This window comes from Streptomyces sp. NPDC048441 (assembly GCF_043200235.1).
Taxonomy (GTDB): Bacteria; Actinomycetota; Actinomycetes; order Streptomycetales; family Streptomycetaceae; genus Streptomyces.
In genome coordinates, this window is record NZ_JBICXM010000007.1 from 276,155 (window position 1) to 297,134 (window position 20,980).

Sequence of the window (20,980 nt, forward strand, 5' to 3'; positions counted from 1 at the left end):
CTGTCGTCCTTTCATAGCTGCCGTATCTGCCGTATCTGCCTTGCCTGCGATGCCTGTGGGTGATTCGCTACGGCCGCACCGCCACCGCATCCATCTCGAACAGCATCCCCGGCAGCGCGAGAGTCGCCACACCGCTCAGCGTCTGGGCAGGCAGCCTGTCGCCGAAGCGAGCGTGCAGAGCCTTGCCCAGGGTCTCCAGCTTGTCCAGGTCGTGGTCGACGATGAAGGTGCCGAGCCGGACCACGTGCTCGAATCCGAGGCCGACCCCCTCAAGCGCCGACCGCAGCCGGTCGAAGGCCAGGTCCACCTGATCGGCGAAAGCGCCGGGCACGGCGGCGCCGGTGGCATCGGACGCGTACTGGCCGCCGATGAAGACGAGTTCGCCGGGCGCCGAGACGGCGTGGCTGTAGCCGAACGGTGTCGGGTCGTGGAGGGTGGCCGGGTTGGTGATGGTCCGCTGATCGGTCGTCATGTCTCCTCGAACATCCGGCTAGGGCCCGACCATTCCGCAGGGGCGGAGGCAATCCGCGCGCCGATGCGATCATGGCGGTTGATGAACGCCGACGAAACCGACGAAGAGGATGCCGAGCGCGAGCCCGCCCTGGACGGATGGCCGGACGTACCGGGTGACACCGCGCTCACCATCAAGGTTCCCGAAGCCGACCCGCTGGTCCGGGCAGGGTTCCCGGCCCACGTGACGGTGCTCTACCCCTTCGTGCACGAGAGCCGCATCGACGGCGCGGCCCACCGCGAGCTGTCCCGTCTCTTCGCCGGGCATGAGGCCTTCACCCTGACCTTCGCCGAATTCGCCCGCTATCCCGGCGTGCTCTACCTGGACCCGTGGCCGCACACTCCGGTCACGGCCTTGGCCAAGGATCTCACCCGGCGCTGGCCCGACGCGGTGCCGTACCGGGGGATATTCGATCCGCCGCTCGCCCCGCATCTGACGGTCGCGAACAGCGAGGGCCCCGCGACGCAGGACGCCGCGTACGACGCGTTGCAGACCGAACTCGAGCCGCTGCTGCCGCTGAGCTGCCACGTCGACACGGTCCAGCTCATCGCCTGGGACGGCACGCGCTGGCAGGACCGCGCCCACTACCGCCTCGCCGCCCGAGATGCAGAGTCCCCATTTCAGCGATATCTCTGATGAGCCGGAATTGATTCCGTGGCCTCGCCGCGGATTCCGCGAAAGGGGCATCCGCCATGGACGACTATCCGCTGCTCAATCTGTTCCTGACGATGCTGTATCTCTTCCTCTGGATCATGTGGTTCTTCCTGCTGTTCAAGGTGATCACCGACCTGTTCCGTGACCACACGCTCAACGGGTGGTGGAAGGCGGGCTGGCTCATCTTCGTGCTGGTCCTACCGTTCCTCGGGGTTCTCGTCTACCTCATCGCCCGCGGCCGCAGCATGGGCGAGCGGGATGTGGCCCAGGTCAAGGAACAGGAACAGGCGTTCCGCTCCTACGTACAGAAGGCAGCGGGCTCCGGCCCCGGCGGTGGCCACGTCGATGAGCTGGCGAAGCTCGCCGAGCTGAAGAAGAACGGTGACATCTCCGCCGAGGAGTACGAGAAGGCCAAGGAGAAGGTCCTGGCCTGAGCGGAGCTCCCGCGGTCAGTGGCCGGCCGGTTCCAGGTGGGCGCGCTCGCCCTGTGCGCCGAACAGGGCCAGCAGCTCGGCGGGGCGGCTGTCGGCGCTGCCGATCCAGTGCGGTACGCGGGTGTCGAACTCCGCGGCCTCACCGACGCCGAGCCGGAACTCCCGCTCGCCGAGCACGAACCTGACGTGTCCGTCGAGGACGTAGAACCACTCGTATCCGTCGTGGGTCCGCAGCTTCAGGGTGGCTGCTCGGACCGCGGGCGGGTGGGCAGCGGGCGGGTAGATCACCTTGTAGGCCTGGATGCCGCCCGCCCGCTTGGTCAACGGCACCATCACGAGGCCGGATCGCCGCACCGGTCGCAGATGGACGCGTGGGTCGCCGGTGGGTGGCGCCGCGACGAGATCGTCGAGCGGGACGCCGTGCGCCCTGGCCAGCGGCAGTAGCTGCTCCAGCGTGGGGCGGAGCTTGCCGTTCTCGAGACGGGACAGGGTGCTCGCCGTGAGGCCGGTTTCGGCTGCCAGGGCCGCCAGAGTGGCGCTCCGCGCCTGGCGCAGCGCGCGCAGACGCGGTCCGACTCCGGCCAAGACGTCTCCTGCTGGGTCTCCTGCGGGGTCTCCTGCGGGACTGTTCATGCCCCGATGATGCGGATCCGCAACTTTTCTTGCAAGAGCGAAACGGTGGTGTCGATGCTGTCGGTACTTCACCGGTGTCGAGGGCGCGTATCGGAGCGCGCTCGGTGCGCCGGCCGATGAAGGGGCACCTCAGATGGATTCGACCCGACGCCGAACTCCCACCACCGGCACCGGCACCGGCACCGGCACCACCGCGAACGACCGGAGCGCGGCGGACGAGAGCGCCGAGCTGTTCTGGGAGCGGCACTACCGCGCCCGGCGCACCGGAGCAGCACGCGTCAACCCTCTGCTCGCCGAGACCGCCGCATCGCTGCGCCCCGGCGCCGCCCTGGATCTGGGCTGCGGCGCCGGGGGCGACAGCGGCTGGCTCGCCCAGCGGGGCTGGCACGTCACCGCCGTGGACATCTCCACCACCGCCGTCGAACGGGTGCGGGACCAGGCCCTGGATCTCGGGGTCGCGGAACGGGTCGCTGCCGAACAGCACGATCTGGCCAGAAGCTTCCCGGCCGGACAGTTCGATCTCGTCTCCGCCCAGTACTTCCACACCCCGTTCTCGCTGCCTCGCGGCCAAGTCCTGCGCACCGCCGCGCGAGCCCTGCGACCCTGTGGTCTCCTGCTGATCGTCGACCACGGCTCCACCGCGCCCTGGTCCTGGGACCAGGACCCCGGCATCCACTACCCCACGCCCGCCGAGATCGCCGCCGAACTCGGTCTCGACCCCGCGCAGTGGTCCGTCCTGCGCGCCGACATGCCCAGCCGCCGGGCCACCGGACCGAATGGTGAGACCGCCACCGTCATCGACAACGTGCTGCTCGTCCAGCGGGCCCGGGTGAAGAGGACCGGCCCTCCATCGACCGGCTCCGATGAGAAGGCGACTCTGCGGGGCATCCTCGACCAGCTGCGGAACTCGGTCGCGGACAAGGTCGCGGGCGTGCCGGAACCGCGAGTCCGGACAGGAGGCGTGCCCTCGGGCACCAGCCTTCTCGGGCTGCTCAAGCATCTGGCGTTCGTCGAACGGTTCTACTTCCTCGGTACGGACGCCGGCGACTGGCCCGCGACCCTGCGGCCGTCCGCGGAGGACACCGTCGACGGCGTGCTCGCCGACTACCGGGAGACGGTCGAGCGAGCCAACCAGGTCATCGACGCCTGCTCAGATCTGGCTCTTCCCGCCCCGCGGCCCCCGCGCCGGGGTCCGGCACCATCGATGCGATGGGTCCTGGCGCACATGATCGAAGAGACCGGTCGGCACGCCGGTCATGCCGACATCCTCCGCGAGCAGATCGACGGATCCACCGGCCGCTGACCAGCAGGCCAGGGACGGATGCCGGCGGGCCGCGTCGACCGGTCAGGGCCGAGCGTCGCGCAGCCGTACGGGCAGCTGTTGCACGCTGTTCCCCACGAAGGAGGCGTGGCGGGGCAGTTCGGGCTCCGGGACGGCAAGGTCGAGGCCGGGGAAACGGCTGAACAGCTGCTCGAGGGCGATGGTGGCCTCCATGCGGGCCAGCGGGGCGCCCATGCAGAAGTGCGCGCCGTGGCCCAGGGACAGGTGCCGGGTGGTGGTCTGGTCGCGGGTGATGTCGAAGCGGTCGGCGTCGGGGCCGTGGGCCTGCTTGTCGCGGCCCGCCGCCGAGTAACCGGCCAGGACGGGGGTCCCCTGGGGGATGACGGTGCCGTCGAGCGTGAGGTCGCGGGTCGGGTACCGGAAGGGGAAGTAACTGACGGGGCTGTCCCAGCGGAGGGTCTCCTCCACCACGTCGGCCCACGTCACTTCGCCGGACTTGGCCAGGGCGAGCTGCTCGCGGTGGGTGCACAGGGCGCGTACGGCATTGGTGATCAGGTTCAGGGTGGTCTCGTGCCCGGCGATGATCGTGAGCATCAGGGTGCCGAGCAGCTCGTGCGGGCTCAGCTTGTCGCCGTTCTCCTCCCTGGCCGCGATGAGGGCGGTGGTGAGGTCGTCCCCCGGGCTCGCGGCGCGGGCGGCGGCGACCGCACCGAGGACTTCGACCATCTCCTTGTTGGCGGCCATCGCCTCTTCGGGGCCGATGTCGGTGGCGACGATCTGGTTCGACAGGTGATGCAGTCGGTCGTGGTACTCGGCGTCCACGCCCAGGAGTTCGCAGATGACCCCCATCGGCAGCGGCAGGGCGAAGTGCCTGCGCAGATCCGCGACGCCGTCGCCCGCGGCGGCGGCCTTGTCCAGACCGTCGAGCAGCTGGGTCGTCAGGTCCGTGATCCGCGGCTGGAGTTCCGCCACCCGGCGCGCGGTGAACGCCTTGCCCATCAGGGACCGCAGCCTGCGGTGGTCGGCGCCGTCGGCGGTGGTCATGCCCTGCACCGTCGCGAAGGTCTTCAGCGGCCAGCCGTCCGCTATCTCGCCTGCCTGCAACGCGGCGAAGTGCTGTGCGTTCTTGGCGACATCGGGGTGCGCGAGGAACTCCTTGAGCGCGTCATGGCCGAGGACCGCCATGCCCTGTACGTCACCGGGCAGGACCACCGGCGTGACGGCGCCGCGTGCGAGCAGCCGGGCGTTGTCCGCGTGCGGGCAGCCGCCTGCCGGGTCGAAGCGGTGCGGCTGGCCGGCTGCGGCGTTCTCCGGTGACGTGTTCAAGAGGGCTCTCCAGGTCGAGAAGGTGCCGGGACGGGCGGCTGGGGCAGGACAGGGGCGGTGAAGCGGACCGGGAGCGCGGCGAGTCCCCTGCTCCAGGGCGACTTGATCCACTCCAGTTCGCTTTCGGGGATGGCCAGTTCGAGATCGGGCAGCCGGTGACGGATCGCGTCCACGGCGGTACGGGTGATGAGCCGGGCCGGGTCCTGGGCGGGGCAGATGTGCGGGCCCGCGCCGAAGGCCAGGTGGGAGCGGTTGCCGACGACCGGTATGCCGTCGTCGGGGAGGATCTGCGGGTCCGCGTTGGCTCCGGCGAGGCCGAGGATGAGCATGTCGCCGGTGCGGATGTGCTGCCCGCCGAAGGTCATGTCGCGGGTGGCGTAGCGGGCGGGGAAGTTCTGCGTGGGCGGGAAACGCCACAGGACCAGGTCGAGCGCGTCGTCCACACTGAGTTGGCCGCCGGTCAGCGAGGAGCGGAACTGCGGGTCGCAGAGCAGGATGCGCAGGGTGGTGGCGATCCAGTTGACGGTGGTCTGGTTGCCCGCGACGAACATCACTACGAGGTTGTGCAGGACTTCTTCGTCGGTGAGCCGGGCCGGGTGGTGCAGCAGGACCGAGGTGATGTCGTTGCCGCGTCGGCGCCGCTTCTCCTCGATCAGCTGGAGCAGGATGGCGCCCATGCGCCTGCTGGCGTCCGCGGAGGCGCTGGTGGCGGCGACCGTCCCCGCGACGGCCTCCACCAGCTCCCGGCCGGTCCGTTCGTCCACGCCGAGGAGTGCGGTGATGACGCGCATCGGCAGCTTGCGCGCGTAGTCGGCCACCAGGTCGGCCTCCCGGCGTTCGGCGAACGACACGATCACCTGCTCGGCGGTGGCGCGCACGGAGCGCCGCAGTTCATGGCCGTTGATCCCGGCAAGAGCGGCGGAGACGGCGGCGCGCATCCGGCGGTGCTGCTGTCCGTCGGCGAAGAGCAGCGCCGGACGCCAGCCGACCATGGGCAGGATCGGCGAGTCGGTGGGCACCCGGCCTTCCCGCAGCAGGCTCCAGCGGCGCGGATCGTGCGAGAAGTCCTGCTCGTCGCGGGTCAGTCGGAGCAGTTCACGGTGGCCGATGACGAGCCAGGCGTCGACACCGGGGGCGATGGAGACGGGCGCCACCGGTCCGTGGGAGCCGCGCAGTTGCTCGTACAGGGCGGGCAGTGCGTCGCCGTCGATGTCGGGTCCGTACAGTGCGGTCGCCGGCGCCGGGGCTCCGGTGACCGGGCAGCGGTCCTGCGGCCCGGCTGCCGCGTGTGGCGAGGTCATGGGGTCTCCGTGGCGACGCGAATGAGGTGGCTGACGAGGGCGATCAGCGCCCTCACCGAGGACGACGGGTCGCGTGCGTCGCAGGTCACCACGGGGGTGTCGGGGAGCAGGTCGAGGGCCGCTCGCAGGTCGTCCTCGTGGTGCCCGGGGCTGCCGGGGAATACGTTGACGGCCACCGCGAAGGGCAGTCCGAGTTCTTCCAGGTTGCCCAGGGCGTCGAAGGACGCCTCCAGGTCACGCGTGTCCACCAGGGCGAGGGCACCGAGTGCGCCCTTGGCCAGGTCCCGCCACGCGGGCAGGAACCGCTGCTGCCCGGGGGTGCCGAACAGATAGAGCACCAGTTCACCGTCGATGGTCATCCGGCCGAAGTCGAGGGCCACGGTGGTGGTCGTCTTGCCGTCGGCCACGGCAGTGTCGACTCGGGCGCCCGCCTGTGTCATGACGGCTTCGGTGGACAGGGGTTTGATCTCCGAGACGGTGCCTATGAGGGTGGTCTTGCCGACCCCCAGCGGGCCGACGACCAGGATCTTGGCGGCGCCCGCGACGCTTGAGGTGAGGTACTTGCCGGAACCGGAACCGGAGCCTGACGGCTGAGGGGCGGCCGGTTGCGTCGCGTCAGAGACGGCTTTCGAGACCATGGAGGACCTTTCTGAGCATGGTCACATCGGTGCGTTCGGCCGGGGGTACAGGCGGCCGGGTCACGATGAGCCCCCATTCGACGAGATCGCAGAGCAGCACCTGTACGACCGAGGGCGGCTGGCCGATGTGGGCGGCCACCTCGGCCACCGAGAGGAGGCCCTGGCAGTGCACCAGGATCGTCTGGTGCTCGGGCTGGAGCGCGGCGGGAAATGCCGCGTCCGTCGCCATCACCAGGGATTCCCAGGCCAGGGACTCGGTGTCGGATGCCGCCCGCCCGCGAGTGATCACGTACGGGCGGATCGCCGATGCCGACCGCTCCTCCGGCCGCGGGTCCGTCATGACGCCGCGGCGGCCGGATCCCGCGGCTTGCTGCTCAGGTGCGCGCCGATCTTCACCACGAGCAGTTGCATCTGCTGGGCCACCAGGCCGACATCCGCGTCCAGGTCGGTGGCGACCCCCAGGTGCGCGCCCACACCGGCGTGCGTGAACAGCACGAATCCGTGGTCGGACTCCAGCATCAACTGCCGTACGCCGGCGCCGGAGCCGAACAGCAGGGTGGTCGTGGAGCGGCCCGTCATGGTCATCGCCGCACAGGCAGCGGAGAGGGACTCGGCTTCGGCGACGCTCAGGTCGGACACCGGTCCGACGAGGTTCTCCGCGGACGCGTGGCCGAGCCGCAGGCCGTCCTCGGAGACCACCACGCTGTGCCGGACCCCGGGGATCTCGATCAGCGGGCGGAGCATCCAGCCCAGGTCGGGAAGGGGGGTGATGATTCCGGTCACTGCCGGCCTCCGTCGTGCTCGTCGGGGGTGGGGGATTGAGGCGTGGCCCGGTCCGCGTCGAGGGCGGCGCGGCCTCGCCGGGAGCCGGACACCACGCTGGCGATCGATGCGCGTGCCGCCTCCGGTGTCCAGGGGGTCGCCGACGCGGCAGCGGGCGCCGGCTGTTGCGCCGGCCCCGGCCCGTGTGCGGCGGCCGAGGCAGCCTGCCGCCGGTTGCGCCGCCGTGGCAGGCCGGACGCTGTCTCGTGCGTGGGAGGAACGACCGGTTGGGTCCGTGCGGAGAGCTCCGCGTGCTCGGCGGAGTCATGTTGCTCGTGCAGGTCGTGCTGCTCTTGCCGCACAGGCACTGCCACGGGGGCGGCATTCGAGGGGGGTTCGGTCAGCAGCCGGAACGGTACGAACGTGACCGCACGGGTGCCGCCGTAGGCCGAGGCCCCGCTCAGCTCCACGTTGAAGCCGAGCTCCCGGCTCCAACGGCCCACGCAGGCCAGGCCGAGGCGGGGCACCGCGCCCAGGCGCGCCAGGTCCTGGTCGTCGCGGAGCTGACCCACCGCGCGGTGCAGCACGTCCGGCGGCATACCGAGTCCGGCGTCATCGATCTCCAGGACGGCTCCGGCCCCCACCTCGCGAATGGTGACGACGACCTGAGAGCGCGAGGGCGAGAACACCGTGGCGTTCTCGAGGAGTTCGGCGATGGCGTGCATCAGCCCCTCCACCGCGGGCGGCACCGCGTACAGCGTCTGTCCGCCGTGCACCTCGATCCGGCTGTACTCCACGATCCGCGACTGTGCGCCGCGTACGCAGTCGTAGAGCGAGACCGGCCGTGTCTCGCGGCGGGCGGGCCAGATCCCGCACATCACCAGGAGCGTCTGGGCCTTACGGGTCATCTGTGCGGCAGCGTGATCGGCCTTCATCACGTCGCCCATGAGGTGCGGGTCGTCGATGGAGCGCTCGACCCGGTCGAGTACCTGCTGCTGCACCGTGGCCATCGCGTGCATCGTGCGCGCGACGGACTCGAACGCGGCCTGTACCGAGTCCCGCAGGCCGCGCTCGCGGCGCACCGCCTCGTCGGACCCGAGGGCGACTGCCACGGCGGCGAGGGCCCGCTCGAACTCCTCGCCGGTCTCCCCCGCCGCGGCCAGCGGCCCCGGCACACCCTCGAGTCGCTGCCCCGCACGGACCCGCTCCGCGATCGCGGGGAGTCGTACACCGGCGAGGTGTGCCACCTCGGCTCCACGGGCCGCGGCAAGCCGCTCCTGGCTGGCCCGGTCGCCCCGCTCGGTGGACAACTGCCGGATCAGTACGAGCACCCAGGCGAGCAGCAGCACCGCGACCGCGGCGCAGCCGCCGGCCAGAATCCGCCGCCACTCGGACGCGGCGTCCAGTGCTGCAAGCACCGCGCCCACGGCGGCGAGCACCCCGGCGATCAGCCAGACCACGGTCTCGCGGCTCACGGACCCGCGCTTGAGACGGATCACCACGGCGCACTCGACCCGGCGATCCCGGACACCTTCACCACGACGAACGAACCCTCCCCGTATGCACCGAACTCCCTTACGAATGGGGAGCGTGGCGATCCTAGGTCAACTCGGCATGTTTGGCTCGCCGTTGAGGAAGCCCGCCTTCCGGGACCCGTCTCGCACCCCGGGCCTCGGCCGAAACCGCTACCCGGCAAGCGGGCACCGGGACAGCAGAGTCGCCGGGTCGGACGAGTGCGGACGCGGCACGGTTCGGCTGGGCGGCGGCTGCTTCCCCCGGCCGATCCACGTCTCCATCGCCGTGAAGGCGGAACGGTGGCAGGGCACCAGAGGCCGCAACGTGTCGGGGAACGTATCGAAGAGCGAATCGACGTGCGTGCCGCCTTCGACGCGGTAGTAGCGGAACAGGTGACCGCGGCCCGCGCCGCGCACCATCTTCGCGTAGACGTCCGAGTCCTTGCTGATGGGCAGCTGGACATCGAGGGTGCCGTGCACAGTGATCAAGGGTTTGCCGATCTGCCCGGTCAGGGCGATCTTCGCCACGGCGTCACGGACCTCCTGCGGCCGGGACGCGTACGCGTAATCGGCGTCGCATAGCGGTGTCCCCGCTCTACAGAAGGGAGTTCCAGCCTCCGCCGCACCGTCGAAACCCGGGTCGAGCTCCTCCCGATAGATGCGCTGGGTCAGGTCCCAGTAGACCTGGTGGTGATAGGGCCACAGAAATTCCGAACCGGCGGGGAAACCGGCGGCGACCATCTCCTGACGGGCTCTGTCGGCCCCTTCACCACCCGCCGCGTAGACCGGATAGGCGCGCAGCGCGGGCGGCAGGAAATCGAGCAGGTTCGGGCCCTCGGTCCGCCACAGAGTGCCCTCCCAGTCGACTCCCCCGTCGTAGAGCTCGGGATGGTTCTCCAGCTGCCAGCGCACCAGATACCCGCCGTTGGACATGCCGGTGGCCAGCGTGTGCCCGGGAGGCCGGTGGTATCGCTGTGCGACCACCGCCCGCGCGGCACGGGTGAGTTGAGTGACGCGCTCGTTCCATTCGGCGATCGCGTCGCCGGGCTCGGCCCCGTCCCGGTAGAAGGCGGCGCCGGTGTTGCCCTTGTCGGTCGAGGCGAACGCGTAACCGTTCGAGAGCACCCAGTCGCCGATCGCCCGGTCGTTGGCGTACTGCTCACGGACCCCGGGTGTGCCCGCGATCACGAGGCCCCCGTTCCATCGGTCGGGCAGGCGGACGACGAACTGCGCGTCGTGATTCCAGGCGTGGTTGGTGTTGGTCGCCGAAGTGTCGGGGAAGTAGCCGTCGATCTGGATGCCGGGTACACCACGTGGTGTGGTGAGCCCGGCGGGGGTCAGCCCCGCCCAGTCGGCCGGGTCGGTGCGGCCGGAGGAGACCGTCCCCGCGGTGGTCAACTCGGCCAGGCAGGAGATCTCTTGGCGTTCGGCGCCGGGCACCTTCAGCCCCGCCGACCGCGCGCAGTGCGCTGTGCTGCCGCCCTGGGTTCCACCGGACTGTTGAGCGACTGCCGGAACCGCGGCGAGTGTGACGAGCAGCGCCGTCAGGGCGAGCGCGCTCCGGAGCGGCCGGACAGCGTATGCCTTGTGCGGCAGGTATCTGGGTGGATCTATGGCGGGCACGGGTACCTCCGGTGGATTGGTTCGTCAGGGGCACGTGCCGTCGGCTATGACGTAGTGGCCGACCGGAGATTTGAGCCGTCCAGGCCGAAGAAGCCGGTGATCCAGTAGCTGGAGCAGATGGAGTCGATGAAGTTCGCGGTCCCAGTCGCGCCGCACTCCTGTGCGCCTGTTCCCGGGTCGACCGGAGTGCCGTGGGCGATGGCGGGGACCCGGTCGACTTCCACTCCCACACTTCCGTCCGCCCCCAGATACTGCTCCCTGCGGGTCGAGTTGGGGCCGATGCTGGAGGTGCGGTCCGGGCTCTGGTCCAGGCCGTGCACGGCGGTCCACTGGTCACGCAGTTCGTCGGCGTTCTTCTTGGCTACGGTGGGGTCGCTGTCGCCCTGCCAGATCGCCACCCGCGGCCAGGGCCCCGCATAGCCGGGGTACGCGTCACGGACGCCTTGTGCCCAGGTCGACGGGGTGCGGTCGACGCCGGGGTTCATGCAGCTGTACGCCGACACCACGTCAGCGGCACAGTCATAGGGGAGGCCCGCGACCACTGCACCCGCCTTGAACACGTCCGGGTAGGTGGCGAGCATCACCGAGGTCATGGCACCACCGGCCGACAGACCGGTGACGTAGGTCCGTTCCGGGTCGGCTCCGTACGCGGAACCGGCATGAGCGACCATCTGCCGGACCGACGCGGCCTCGCCCTGCCCGCGCCGGGTGTCGCCGGGCTGGAACCAGTTGAAGCACTTGCTGCTGTTGTTGGCGGACGTCTGCTCGGGGAAGACCAGCAGGAAGCCGTGCTGGTCGGCGAACTTGACGAGGCCGGAGTTGTCGGCGTAGATCTGCGCGCTCTGGCTGCAGCCGTGCATGGCCACCACCACCGCGGGGCTGGCCGACAGGGTGGCCGGCCGGTACACGTACATGTTCAGACTGCCGGGGTCGGCGCCGAAGTCACCGATCTTCTCGAGCGCGACGGCCGTCGGAGCCGCCTGCGCCCCGGACGCCGGTGCGCATACGGCTCCGGCCACGACAAGACCCACGACGGCGGTCACCCGTCCCAGGGCCCGACGCCATCGCGCCCGCCGTCCCGCTCGGGGAGGTGTTCCTTCTCGGCGAGTTGTTCCTTCGTGCGCCTGCGGATTCAGATGACTCTCGTACGACGACATGGCGGCTCCCGACGGACGGTGACGCGGTCTCCGGGGTGGATCACGCGACCCCAGAACCCACCCACTCCTACTGTCGGCCGGGACGCTGAGGTGCGGGCAACCGTAGGAGCCACCGGAACCGGCGCAGAATGGCGATGGCCGCCACAACATCGTCAACTGCCGCTGGTATCAGAGCTGTTGTCTCATAGCTCCGGCCCGTGTTAGGGGCGAGGGCGAGGGTCCCGCTGGGCACGGCCTAGACGTCGAGCGTCACCGGGCCGTACAGGGCCGTGGGGGCGTCGGTCGCGAGGGCCCAGTAGCGGTCGCCGTAGGACCAGTGCCACCACTCCGTGGGGTAGTTGACCAGGCCCGCCGTGGCCAGGGCCGCGGTGAGGGTGCGGCGGTTGTCGCGGGCGGTCGTGGAGATGCGGTCGCTGTCCATGTAGCAGGCGCCGTCGCTCTCCTCCGGGCTGGCGTTGACCGGAGTGCCGAGGTCGAGCTCCGTGCCGGACGCGGTGCACAGGGTGAGGTCGACCGCGGCACCCGCGACATGCGGGCCCACCTCCGGCGGCGAGAGGGAGCGGCTCGCCTGGTCGTGCAGGTGGGAGTCCGACCAGTCGGGGTTGGCCTTCTTGAGCTCGGCGGTGTACTCGTCGAAGTACTCGATCTGCAGGGCCAGCGGGCGGTACCCCTCGGTGACCAGGAGGCGCAGGCCTTCGGGCAGCAGCCGGGCGGCACGGGCCAGGCGCCAGGCGACGCCTTCGCGCAGCTGGGCGTAGGCCCCGTCCTGGTCGGCCAGGCGGTCGTCGACGTCCACGAAGGACAGTTGGCGCAGGTCGACGAGGGGTTCACCGCACTCGTGGACCGGGATGCCGACGACTCTGGGATCGTTCATGAGGATGATCGGCGACATGCTGCCCCTTCATGGCGACGGTGGCGGGCACAGCTCCGGGGGCGGGCTGCCGCCCGCCCCCGGAGTCCCCTCCTGGCCCTGGCAGGGGCTCTACGCCTCTACAGCGCTACAGCTCTGCGCGACGAGCGGCCCACATGACCGACATCGTCGGTCATGTGGGCCGTACGAGGCATCAGTGGCCTTCCCCCGTGCTCCCCCGATGAATTCCGCTGAGTCCCCCGTTGTTTCCTTCGATCCCCCGTTGCCGGCGGCGCGTTCACCCGCCGACATCCAGAGCGTGACGCAGGCCGCTGCAAGTTCTCTGCAAATCTGCAGGAAGCCGATTACAGGATCACTGGAAGCGCGCTCGAAGCTGGTTCAGAGGCCCGGCTCGTCCCGTTCCCGCGCCTCGTACGCCGTGAAGACCTCCCGCGCCTCGGCGCGCAGCGCCCGTGCCGCCGCGCTGTCCCCCGCGGCCTCCCGCGCCGCCGAGAGGTCCCGCAGGGTGCGGGCGCGGGGCAGCGGCAGTTCCAGGTTGTTCCAGAGAACGGCCGCCGCGGTCAGCTGCTGTTCGGCGGCGTCGATGCGGCCCGCGGCGAGCTCGCACTCGCCGAGGGTGCGCAGGGCGAGTGCTTCGCCGAAGCGGTCGCGCTGGGCGCGGCAGACGTCGAGGACGCCCCGGATCTCGGTCGCCGCTTCCGCCGAACGCCCGAGCCTGATCAGGCACTTGGCCCGTGCCTGCCTCGCGTACGCGAGCATGAGCGGGTCCCCCAGAGTGCTCAGGAGGTCCACCGCACGGCCGCAGAGCTTCTCCGCCGCCGCGTATTCGCCGAGCGCACGGTGCACCAGGCCGAGCGAGCGCAGCGTGAGGGACTCGCCGCGGCGACTGCCGAGCCTGCGGTAGGCCAGCAGGGACTCGTCGAGGAGGGCGCGCGCGGCATCGAATTCGCCGAGTTCGAGCTGGACGGATCCTGCGTACCGGCAGGAGAGCCCGACGCCCGGATCGTCCTGGAGGTCGCGGAAGCCGTCGACGGCCCGGACGAGTGTCTCCTGCGCGGCCCGCAGCCATCCCGCTTCCCGCAGGGCGCTGCCGAGCCCGGCGTACGCGGCGGCCCGGCCGCGCACGTCGCCGAGTTCGGCACAGAGCCCGGCCGCCTGCTTGAAGTAGCCCTGTGATTCGGTGAATCGGTCCTGTTCGTAACGGAGTTGGCCGAGGCCGATGAGCAACAGGGCTTCGCCTGCCCGGTTCTCGGCGCGGCGGGCGGCGGCCAGTGCCGCGTCGTGCGTGCGCCACCAGGCCTCGAAACGGTTGCCGACGGTGTACGCGGACGAGCACAGGGCGGCCGCGGCCTCGCAGGCCAGGGTGTGCAGGTCGAGGGCGGCAGCACGCTCGACGGCGGCGGCGATCGCGTCGGCCTCGGCCTCGAACCACGCGGCCGGGTCGGCGAGCGCTCGGCGGGTGGCCTCCGGGCCGACAGGCCTGACGACCTGACGCGGGGCACGAGGAGATCCGTCCTGGCCCCCCGAACCGGTCGAGCCACTCTGGTCGAGGAGACCCCGGTGCAGTTCGACCGCGCCGGACGGCGTGGCGGACGCGGCGCGGCCGGTCAGCCAGAGCCAGGCGCCGAGCGCCCGGCCGACGGCAGCGGCCCGTTCGGCTGGCCGGTCCTCGGCATCGGCGCGTTCGGCGGCGTACACCCGCACCAGGTCGTGCGGCCGGTAGCGCGGCTGGCCCGCGCGGTCGACGCCGGTGCAGTGCAGGAGCTGGGCGTCGATGAGCTGTTCCACGACGCGGTCCGCCTCCGCCTCCGGCACGTCGAGCAGCGCGGTCACCACCCAGGCGGCCACATCGGGCGCGGCGAGCAGGCCGAGGCGGCGCAGAGCGGTGCGGGCGGGGGCGTCCAGGGCCCGGTAGCTCAGACCGAGGCCCGCCCGTACCTCCAGGTCGCCGACGGAGAGTTCATCGAGGCGGTGGTGTTCATCGGCGAGCCGGTCGGCGAGTATGCGTGCCGTCCAGTGCCTACGGGTCGCCAGGCGGGCCCCGGCGATCCTGATGGCCAGCGGAAGGCCGCCGCACAGCTCGACGATGCGCCGGGCCGCAGCCGGCTCGTCCCGCACATGCCTCTCCCCCGCGACCCGGCCGAGGAGTTCGGTCCCCGGCGCCGTGTCGAGCACGTCGACATCGGCGCGGTGGGTGCAGGGCAGGGCCCCGAGGCGGGCCCGTGCGGTGATCAGGACCCCGCAGGTGGCGCTTCCGGGAAGCAGGGGACGCACCTGGGACTCGCTGCCCGCGTCGTCGAGCACCAGCAGGATATGGCGCCCCGCGACCAGACTGCGGAAGAGGTCACGCCGCTCGGCGTCCCCGTCGGGCGGATCCGCTCCCAGGGCGTAAAGCAGCCGTCCGAGCACTTCACCGGGCGCCACGGGATCGGCGGTGCCCCGCAGCTCGGCGTACAGCTGCCCGTCCGGATACGCGTCGGCGACCTGGTGCGCCGCCCTGACACCCAGGGTGGACTTGCCGACGCCACCGGGCCCCGACACGACGACGACCGGCATGGCCTCGCGGGGTCCCGACAGAGCGGCCCGTACGCCGGAGAGCTGAGCCTCACGTCCGGTGAAGTCGCCGATGGTGGGAGGCAGAAGGGCGGGCTGCACGAGGGTCGGCTGCGCAGGGGCACCCCCCGAGCCCCCGGAGCCCCCGGAGTCGGCTCCGTCCGCCGGAGCGGGCAGCAGCCCCTCCTCCGCCCGCAGGATCGCCTCGTACATCGCTCTGAGGTCGGGGCCCGGATCGATCCCCAGCTCGTCGGCGAGTACGTCACGCCCCTCGGTGTACACCGCGAGGGCGTCCGCCTGGCGCCCCAACCGGTAGAGGGCCAGCATCAGTTGGCCTCTCAGTCGCTCCCGGGTGGGATGCTGGGCGACCAGCGCGGTGAGTTCGGCGACCAGTTCCGTCTCGCGGCCCGTCTGTACGAGTTCCGCGGCGATCCGCTCCTCCAGGGCCGCCTGCCGCGCCTCGTCCAGCTGGTCGGCCATGGCCCGCAGTGTTTCGCCGATGCCCCCGAGCGCGGGCCCGCGCCACAGCGCGAGTGCGTCCCCCAACAGCCGGGCCGCCGCGGGGTGATCGCCGTCGGCGGCGGCCTGCCGCCCCTGGGCGGTCAGGCGCTCGAATGCCGCGCGGTCGACGAGAGTGGCATCCGCGTGGATCAGATAGCCGGGCGGCCGGGTCTCGATGGCGTCGGTGGACAGCGCACGGCGCAGCGCGGAGACGTACGACTGGATCAGGGAACGCGCCGTGTCCGGCGGCCTCTCGCCCCAGATGGCGTCGATGAGAGCCTCGACGGACACCACGCGCCCCGGTTCCAGGAGCAGCGCCGCGAGCAGCGCCCGGGGCTTGGGGCCACCGAGAGTGAGTCTGCGGCCCGCGCGCCAAGCTTCGACAGGCCCGAGTAAGCGGTAGTCCGTGTCCGTGTCCACGCCCATCTCCATGGGTTCTTGCCCCGCGCAGCCCCCACAGCCCTCAGCCCTCAGCCCTCAGCCCTCAGCCCTACCGATCGGCTGGTCATACTACGTCCGCGCGGCCTCAACTCGCGTGCGTACCAGAGGAATCAAGCCATCCGGTACCAGGCACGCGTTCATGCTGCTCAGCCCCCAGGAGGTGGCACCTCACACGTGCCCGTCGCCGTTGCCCTGCAGACGCTCCAGGTCGGCGGGCCGCACCTGGATGACCACCAGGGCGATCAGCGCGGCGACGATGGCGAAGACGGCAGCGGCGATGAAGGAGCTCGAGATGCCCGATGCGAGGACCTGTTCGCCCCAGCGTCCCGGGAGTTGGCCGGTCCTGCGGAACTCCACAAGCTCGGCAGGGCTCGCCTTCTTCAGGAAGCGCGGGATCTGGTCAGTGGCCTCGTTGCGGCTCGCCGTACCGAAGATGGTGACGAGGACGGACAGGCCGAGTGAACCGCCCACCTGCTGGGTGGCGTTGAGGATGCCGGAGGCCGCTCCCGCTTCCTGCGGCGCGACACCCGACACCGCCATCAGCGTCAGCGACACGAACTGCATACCCATGCCGAAGCCGAAGACCAGTATGGGTCCGAGCAGGCTTCCCATGTACGTGCTGTCGACGTCGGTCAGCGTCAGCCAGCCGAGCCCCACGGCCGCGAGGGTCGCGCCGACCACCATGAACGGCTTGGGCCCCCACCTGGGCAGCAGTTGCGAGGCGAGTCCCGCACCCACCGCGATGATCGCGCTCACCGGCAGGAAGCCGAGCCCGGCACGCAGCGGGCTGAAGCCCAGGATGTTCTGCACGAACAGCGTCAGGAAGAAGAACATCCCGAACATCGCCGCGGCCAGGCACAGCATCATCCCGTAGACACCGGCGCGATTGCGGTCGCGGAACATCCACAGCGGGGTGATGGGCTGCTTCGACCGCCGCTCGACGGTGAGGAACAGGGCGAGGAGCACGACGGCCGCCGCGAAGGCCGCGATGGTCACGCTGTCGCTCCAGCCGTCCTTGGAGGCACGGATGAAGCCGTAGACGAGCAGCACCATGCCCGCCGTGGAGGTGAGGGCGCCCAGGATGTCGAAGTGCCCGGGGTGGCGCTCGGACTCGCGGATGTAGCGGGGTGTCGCGGCGGCGATCAGCAGGCCGATGGGGATGTTCACGAACAGGACCCAGCGCCAGTCGAGCCACTCCACGAGGAGCCCGCCCGCGAGCAGCCCGATCGCGCTGCCTCCTGCCGAGACGGCGGCGAACACACCGAACGCCCTGTTCCGCTCGGGCCCTTCGCGGAAGGTCGTGGTGATCAGCGAGAGGGCGGTGGGCGACGCGATGGCGCCACCGACACCCTGCAGCGAGCGAGCGGCGAGCAACTGCCAGGATTCCTGGGAGAGTCCGCCGAGCAGCGAGGCGAACACGAAGAGCAGCACGCCGAACATGAAGACCCTGCGGCGCCCGAGGATGTCGCCGAGGCGCCCACCGAGCAGGAGCAGTCCGCCGAAGGTCAGTGTGTAGGCGTTGATCACCCAGGAGAGGGTCTCGGTCGAGAAGCCGAGCGAGGTCTGGATGTGCGGAAGGGCGATGTTCACGATGGTGATGTCGAGAACCACCATCAGCTGGCACGAGGCGATGACGAGAAGCGCGATACCGCTGCCGCCTCCCCGCTCCGGGGACGCGGCAGGCTCCGAGGGTGTCGTCTGAGAGCCCGTCATGGGATTGCTCGCGCCGTCGTTGCTCGCGCCGTCATTGCGTCGCCCGCGCTCGCGCGTCAGGCGCACGGTGAACAGGTACGTTCGTACGTTCACTGCTACACGCCCAGGCTAGACCCGGCCACGCGGGCCCGCCATTCGATCGCGGGACGCGGGTGAAGGCCGGGCGTCTGTGACCCAGGACACTCCGGTCGGCCGATGACTTGATCCAGTCCCGACCGTCCTACAGGCAACAGCACTCCGACGGACGGGACTGCGTCACCATGACCGAGGCCGCCAAGGGACCTGCCAGCTACTTCCCCTCGATCGAGAAGAAGTACGGCCGTCCGATCGAGGAGTGGAAAGACCTCATCCACTCCTCGCCCCTGACCAAGCACATGGACCTGGTCAGCTGGCTCAAGACCGAACACGCCCTGGGCCACGGACACGCCAACGCCCTCGTCGCCCACACCCTGGCGGAGACCCGCGCCAAGTGAGCCGCCGGTGCCGGCTCAGCGCAGTGCTGCCTTGCGGTTGCGGCGCCGGGCCAACCGGCGGAAGGCCTTCGGCGCGGACCGCGGCGCGGGCAGGGCTCCGGCGACCGCGTCGGCCAGGAGCGTGGTGACCGTCTCGGCGGCGCATCTGCGGTTGGCGCCGATGCCGCCCCTCGGTCCCCGCTTGATCCAGCCCACGACGTAGGTCCCGGGCCGTCCGGTCACCCTGCCTCCCTGGTGCGGCACGGTGCCCGTCGTCTCGTCGAAGGGCAGTCCGGCGACCGGCATCCCGCGGTAGCCGATCGCGCGCAGCATCATGTCCGCCCGTATCGTCCCCTCCCCCGATTCCCCCGACTCCCCCGCCGCTTCCGTGACGCGCACGGCCTCGACGGCTTCCTCGCCGAGGATTTCCACGGGGGTGCAGTGGAAGCGGAGCACGATGCGCCGCCCCTGAGCGGGCGCCTGTGCCCAGTCGCCGCTGTCCCGCACAACACCTTGCAGGACGGCTGCCTTGTCCTTCGGGCCGGCCTCTTCGATGGCCCGCGCCGTCCGGGGGTCGTGGTCGTCGACGATCAGGTCCACGCCCGGAAGGTGCTTAAGAGCGAGCAGTTCGGACCTGGTGCAGGCGGCGTCCTCGGGTCCGCGGCGTCCGAGCAGCACCACCTCGCGCACCTTGCTGGTCCGCAGCGCCTCCAGAGCATGGTCGGCGATTTCGGTGTGGGCGAGGCTGTCAGGGTCGGCGAGGAGGATGCGGGCGACGTCGAGCGCGACGTTGCCGTTGCCGACGACGACCACGCGCTCGGCGGAAAGCTCGATCGCGTCCGGCGCCGTGTCGGGGTGGCCGTTGTACCAGGAGACGAAGCTCCTCGCGGAGATGCTGCCGGGCAGTTCCTCACCGGGGATGGACAGCGTGCGGTCGGCGGAGGCGCCCACGGCGTAGATGACCGCGTCATGGTGCGCGGCGAGTTCCTGCGGGGTGATGTCGGCGCCGACTTCGAGTCCGAGGTGCAGGCGCACCCGGGGATGTGTGTGAAAGCGCGCGAAGGTGTCGCCGACCTTCTTGGTCGCGGGGTGGTCCGGAGCGACGCCGTAGCGCACGAGACCGCCGGCCACCGGAAGCCGGTCGATCAGTGTCACTTCGGCGCTGGTGTGCAGGAGCAGATCCTGGACCGCGTACATCCCGGCCGGTCCGGTGCCGACGACGGCGACCTTCAGCGGTACGAAGTCCGATGGCAGAACGCGCGGGAAGGACGGCTCGTCCCAGACATGGAAGTTCGGCCCGTCGTCGACATCCAGGGCCTCCTCGACCTCCTTGGCCGGTTCCGGTGCCTGGTCCTCGTAGTACGCCGCGTTGATCGTCGCGTACTCCCGCTGCGCGACAGGCAGGCTGTCCAGCGGGAAGATCGCGTCGACGGGGCAGGCGTCGGCGCAGGCGCCGCAGTCGATGCAGGTCTTCGGGTCGATGTGCAGCATCTCCGTGCTGCCGAACGCCCGCTCCTGGGGCGTCGGGTGGATGCAGTTGACCGGGCACACGGCCACGCAGGTGGCATCGCTGCAGCAGGTCTGGGTGATGGCGTAGGTCATGTCGTCGGCTCGACTCGCTCGGCTCGGATCAACTCGGAACGGCTGGGATCAGCTCGGATCTGCTGGGATCTGCTGGCTCGGAACGGCTCAGATGAGGTGCGCGCGCTTGTAGAAGGCGAGCGCCGGCTTGGTGAGCAGGCGGGAGGAGGCCAGGAACTCCATCAGGCCCGAACAGCTGGACCGCATCATGGACTTGTGGTGTTCGTTCGCCTTCGCCTCAGCGAGGGCACGCTTCTCGTCGAGCCCGGCGTTCGCGTACACCTTGGGGTTCACCATGCTGGTGACGATGTAGTACGAGGCGATCGCGACGACGAACGCGTTGATCTGGCGGCGCAGTCGGCCCGACCCGGCGAGACGCTTGCGCGTCTGGTCGCGGGCGAACTTCATGTGCCGCGACTCCTCGACGACATGGATGTTGTTGATCGTGCGGACGAACGGCACGACGCGCTCGTCGCGCATCCAGTCGCGCTGCATCACGTCGAGCACTTCCTCGGCCACGAGGATCGCGGCATAGGCCGCTTCTCCGAAAGCAACCGTCTTGAACACCCGGCCGAGCTCCATCGCGAACCGCTTGGGCCGGTAGGCGGGCGCGCCCAGCTTCTCGGCGCCGCGGGCGAACATGATCGAGTGGCGGCACTCCTCGGCGATCTCCGTGAGCGCCCACTGCACCTCAGCGCTCGCCGGGTCCTTCGCGTACACATCGCGCAGCACCATCTGCTGGAGGATCATCTCGAACCAGATGCCCGTGCTGGCCACCGATGCGGCTTCCTGCCGCGTCAGTTCCTTGCGTTGGGCTTCGGTGAGCTCCTGCCAGTACGCGGTGCCGTACAGGGAGCACCACTCCGGGCTCGCGCCGTGGAAGTCCCGGTCGAGCGGGGTTTCCCAGTCCACCTCGGTGGCCGGGTCGTAGCCCGACACGGCGGCCGAGTCGAGCAACCGCCGGGCCACATCGTCCTCTTCGGGGTGGCTCCGGCCCTTCGGCCGAACAGTGCTGCTTGCCATGCTGCGGCTC

At 70.6% G+C, this 20,980-nt stretch carries 19 protein-coding genes and 1 pseudogene; 5 read left to right on the top strand and 15 right to left on the bottom strand.

The window, feature by feature from the left end; translation table 11 throughout:
- Nucleotides 1-67: 67 nt before the first annotated feature.
- Nucleotides 68-472 (bottom strand): RidA family protein, encoded by a 405-nt coding sequence (locus ACGFSB_RS20010; RefSeq protein WP_393400779.1) that lies wholly within the window; start codon nt 470-472, stop codon nt 68-70.
- Between the two features lie 81 nt (nt 473-553).
- Here ACGFSB_RS20010 and ACGFSB_RS20015 point away from each other — a divergent pair, with 81 nt between their 5' ends.
- Both ACGFSB_RS20015 and ACGFSB_RS20020 read left to right on the top strand, forming a co-directional pair.
- On the top strand, nt 554-1,147 hold the full coding sequence (locus ACGFSB_RS20015) for a 2'-5' RNA ligase family protein (RefSeq protein ID WP_393400782.1): 594 nt from the start codon (nt 554-556) through the stop codon (nt 1,145-1,147).
- 56 nt (nt 1,148-1,203) lie between these two features.
- Nucleotides 1,204-1,599, top strand: a complete 396-nt coding sequence (locus tag ACGFSB_RS20020; protein ID WP_393400785.1) for an SHOCT domain-containing protein — start codon at nt 1,204-1,206, stop codon at nt 1,597-1,599.
- A gap of 15 nt (nt 1,600-1,614) precedes the next feature.
- Here the strand turns inward: ACGFSB_RS20020 and ACGFSB_RS20025 are convergent, their stop codons facing one another.
- Nucleotides 1,615-2,232 (bottom strand): helix-turn-helix domain-containing protein, encoded by a 618-nt coding sequence (locus ACGFSB_RS20025; protein ID WP_393400787.1) that lies wholly within the window; start codon nt 2,230-2,232, stop codon nt 1,615-1,617.
- Between the two features lie 133 nt (nt 2,233-2,365).
- On the opposite strand from ACGFSB_RS20025, the pseudogene ACGFSB_RS20030 reads away from it, so the two are divergent.
- Both ACGFSB_RS20030 and ACGFSB_RS20035 read left to right on the top strand, forming a co-directional pair.
- A pseudogene (locus ACGFSB_RS20030) lies at nt 2,366-2,884 on the top strand (class I SAM-dependent methyltransferase); the annotation flags it as partial.
- Between the two features lie 96 nt (nt 2,885-2,980).
- Entirely contained in the window at nt 2,981-3,535 is a 555-nt protein-coding gene (locus tag ACGFSB_RS20035) for a DinB family protein (protein ID WP_393401178.1), read from the top strand.
- 42 nt (nt 3,536-3,577) lie between these two features.
- Here the strand turns inward: ACGFSB_RS20035 and ACGFSB_RS20040 are convergent, their stop codons facing one another.
- The 11 genes from ACGFSB_RS20040 to ACGFSB_RS20090 form a co-directional block, all read right to left on the bottom strand.
- Nucleotides 3,578-4,840 (bottom strand): cytochrome P450, encoded by a 1,263-nt coding sequence (locus ACGFSB_RS20040; RefSeq protein ID WP_393400790.1) that lies wholly within the window; start codon nt 4,838-4,840, stop codon nt 3,578-3,580.
- Nucleotides 4,837-6,141 carry a cytochrome P450 gene (locus ACGFSB_RS20045; protein WP_393400793.1) on the bottom strand — a complete coding sequence of 435 codons (1,305 nt, stop codon included), beginning with the start codon at nt 6,139-6,141 and terminating at the stop codon, nt 4,837-4,839. The genes ACGFSB_RS20040 and ACGFSB_RS20045 overlap by 4 nt, the downstream gene beginning before the upstream one ends.
- Entirely contained in the window at nt 6,138-6,779 is a 642-nt protein-coding gene (locus ACGFSB_RS20050; RefSeq protein WP_393400796.1) for an ATP/GTP-binding protein, read from the bottom strand. Before ACGFSB_RS20050 ends, ACGFSB_RS20045 begins: the two co-directional genes overlap by 4 nt.
- On the bottom strand, nt 6,757-7,119 hold the full coding sequence (locus tag ACGFSB_RS20055) for a DUF742 domain-containing protein (protein ID WP_393400799.1): 363 nt from the start codon (nt 7,117-7,119) through the stop codon (nt 6,757-6,759). The genes ACGFSB_RS20050 and ACGFSB_RS20055 overlap by 23 nt, the downstream gene beginning before the upstream one ends.
- On the bottom strand, nt 7,116-7,562 hold the full coding sequence (locus ACGFSB_RS20060; RefSeq protein ID WP_393400802.1) for a roadblock/LC7 domain-containing protein: 447 nt from the start codon (nt 7,560-7,562) through the stop codon (nt 7,116-7,118). Before ACGFSB_RS20060 ends, ACGFSB_RS20055 begins: the two co-directional genes overlap by 4 nt.
- Nucleotides 7,559-9,016: an ATP-binding protein gene (locus tag ACGFSB_RS20065; RefSeq protein WP_393400804.1), complete on the bottom strand. Its 1,458-nt coding sequence runs from the start codon at nt 9,014-9,016 to the stop codon at nt 7,559-7,561. The genes ACGFSB_RS20060 and ACGFSB_RS20065 overlap by 4 nt, the downstream gene beginning before the upstream one ends.
- 210 nt (nt 9,017-9,226) lie before the next feature.
- A complete protein-coding gene (locus ACGFSB_RS20070; RefSeq protein WP_393401180.1) occupies nt 9,227-10,669 on the bottom strand; it encodes a 3-hydroxybutyrate oligomer hydrolase family protein in 1,443 nt (480 codons plus the stop codon).
- Between the two features lie 53 nt (nt 10,670-10,722).
- The gene (locus ACGFSB_RS20075; RefSeq protein WP_393400806.1) at nt 10,723-11,721 is read right to left on the bottom strand and encodes an alpha/beta hydrolase family esterase; all 999 of its coding nucleotides are present in this window, start codon (nt 11,719-11,721) and stop codon (nt 10,723-10,725) included.
- A 349-nt stretch (nt 11,722-12,070) separates the two neighbouring features.
- Complete coding sequence (locus ACGFSB_RS20080; protein WP_393400808.1) at nt 12,071-12,727, bottom strand: M15 family metallopeptidase; 657 nt, start codon at nt 12,725-12,727, stop codon at nt 12,071-12,073.
- A gap of 357 nt (nt 12,728-13,084) precedes the next feature.
- A complete protein-coding gene (locus tag ACGFSB_RS20085; protein ID WP_393400811.1) occupies nt 13,085-16,180 on the bottom strand; it encodes a BTAD domain-containing putative transcriptional regulator in 3,096 nt (1,031 codons plus the stop codon).
- Nucleotides 16,181-16,369: 189 nt separating this feature from the next.
- Nucleotides 16,370-17,914, bottom strand: a complete 1,545-nt coding sequence (locus tag ACGFSB_RS20090) for an MFS transporter (protein ID WP_393401183.1) — start codon at nt 17,912-17,914, stop codon at nt 16,370-16,372.
- A 260-nt stretch (nt 17,915-18,174) separates the two neighbouring features.
- Between ACGFSB_RS20090 and ACGFSB_RS20095 the strand changes: the two genes are divergently transcribed.
- The gene (locus ACGFSB_RS20095) at nt 18,175-18,387 is read left to right on the top strand and encodes a DUF4287 domain-containing protein (protein ID WP_393400814.1); all 213 of its coding nucleotides are present in this window, start codon (nt 18,175-18,177) and stop codon (nt 18,385-18,387) included.
- Nucleotides 18,388-18,402: 15 nt separating this feature from the next.
- On the opposite strand, the gene ACGFSB_RS20100 is transcribed toward ACGFSB_RS20095, so the two are convergent.
- Both ACGFSB_RS20100 and ACGFSB_RS20105 read right to left on the bottom strand, forming a co-directional pair.
- Nucleotides 18,403-19,968: an FAD-dependent oxidoreductase gene (locus tag ACGFSB_RS20100; protein WP_393400817.1), complete on the bottom strand. Its 1,566-nt coding sequence runs from the start codon at nt 19,966-19,968 to the stop codon at nt 18,403-18,405.
- Between the two features lie 87 nt (nt 19,969-20,055).
- Complete coding sequence (locus tag ACGFSB_RS20105; protein ID WP_393400819.1) at nt 20,056-20,970, bottom strand: diiron oxygenase; 915 nt, start codon at nt 20,968-20,970, stop codon at nt 20,056-20,058.
- Nucleotides 20,971-20,980 lie beyond the last annotated feature (10 nt).

Excerpts from the sequence above, each read along its gene's own strand:
- ACGFSB_RS20010 (WP_393400779.1), bottom strand. The coding sequence starts at position 472 with ATGACGACCGATCAGCGGACCATCACCAACCCGGCCACCCTCCACGAC.
- ACGFSB_RS20015 (WP_393400782.1), top strand. The coding sequence starts at position 554 with ATGAACGCCGACGAAACCGACGAAGAGGATGCCGAGCGCGAGCCCGCC.
- ACGFSB_RS20020 (WP_393400785.1), top strand. The coding sequence starts at position 1,204 with ATGGACGACTATCCGCTGCTCAATCTGTTCCTGACGATGCTGTATCTC.
- ACGFSB_RS20025 (WP_393400787.1), bottom strand. The coding sequence starts at position 2,232 with ATGAACAGTCCCGCAGGAGACCCCGCAGGAGACCCAGCAGGAGACGTC.
- ACGFSB_RS20035 (WP_393401178.1), top strand. The coding sequence starts at position 2,981 with ATGCCCAGCCGCCGGGCCACCGGACCGAATGGTGAGACCGCCACCGTC.
- ACGFSB_RS20045 (WP_393400793.1), bottom strand. The coding sequence starts at position 6,141 with ATGACCTCGCCACACGCGGCAGCCGGGCCGCAGGACCGCTGCCCGGTC.
- ACGFSB_RS20050 (WP_393400796.1), bottom strand. The coding sequence starts at position 6,779 with ATGGTCTCGAAAGCCGTCTCTGACGCGACGCAACCGGCCGCCCCTCAG.
- ACGFSB_RS20055 (WP_393400799.1), bottom strand. The coding sequence starts at position 7,119 with ATGACGGACCCGCGGCCGGAGGAGCGGTCGGCATCGGCGATCCGCCCG.
- ACGFSB_RS20080 (WP_393400808.1), bottom strand. The coding sequence starts at position 12,727 with ATGTCGCCGATCATCCTCATGAACGATCCCAGAGTCGTCGGCATCCCG.
- ACGFSB_RS20090 (WP_393401183.1), bottom strand. The coding sequence starts at position 17,914 with ATGACGGGCTCTCAGACGACACCCTCGGAGCCTGCCGCGTCCCCGGAG.
- ACGFSB_RS20095 (WP_393400814.1), top strand. The coding sequence starts at position 18,175 with ATGACCGAGGCCGCCAAGGGACCTGCCAGCTACTTCCCCTCGATCGAG.
- ACGFSB_RS20100 (WP_393400817.1), bottom strand. The coding sequence starts at position 19,968 with ATGACCTACGCCATCACCCAGACCTGCTGCAGCGATGCCACCTGCGTG.
- ACGFSB_RS20105 (WP_393400819.1), bottom strand. The coding sequence starts at position 20,970 with ATGGCAAGCAGCACTGTTCGGCCGAAGGGCCGGAGCCACCCCGAAGAG.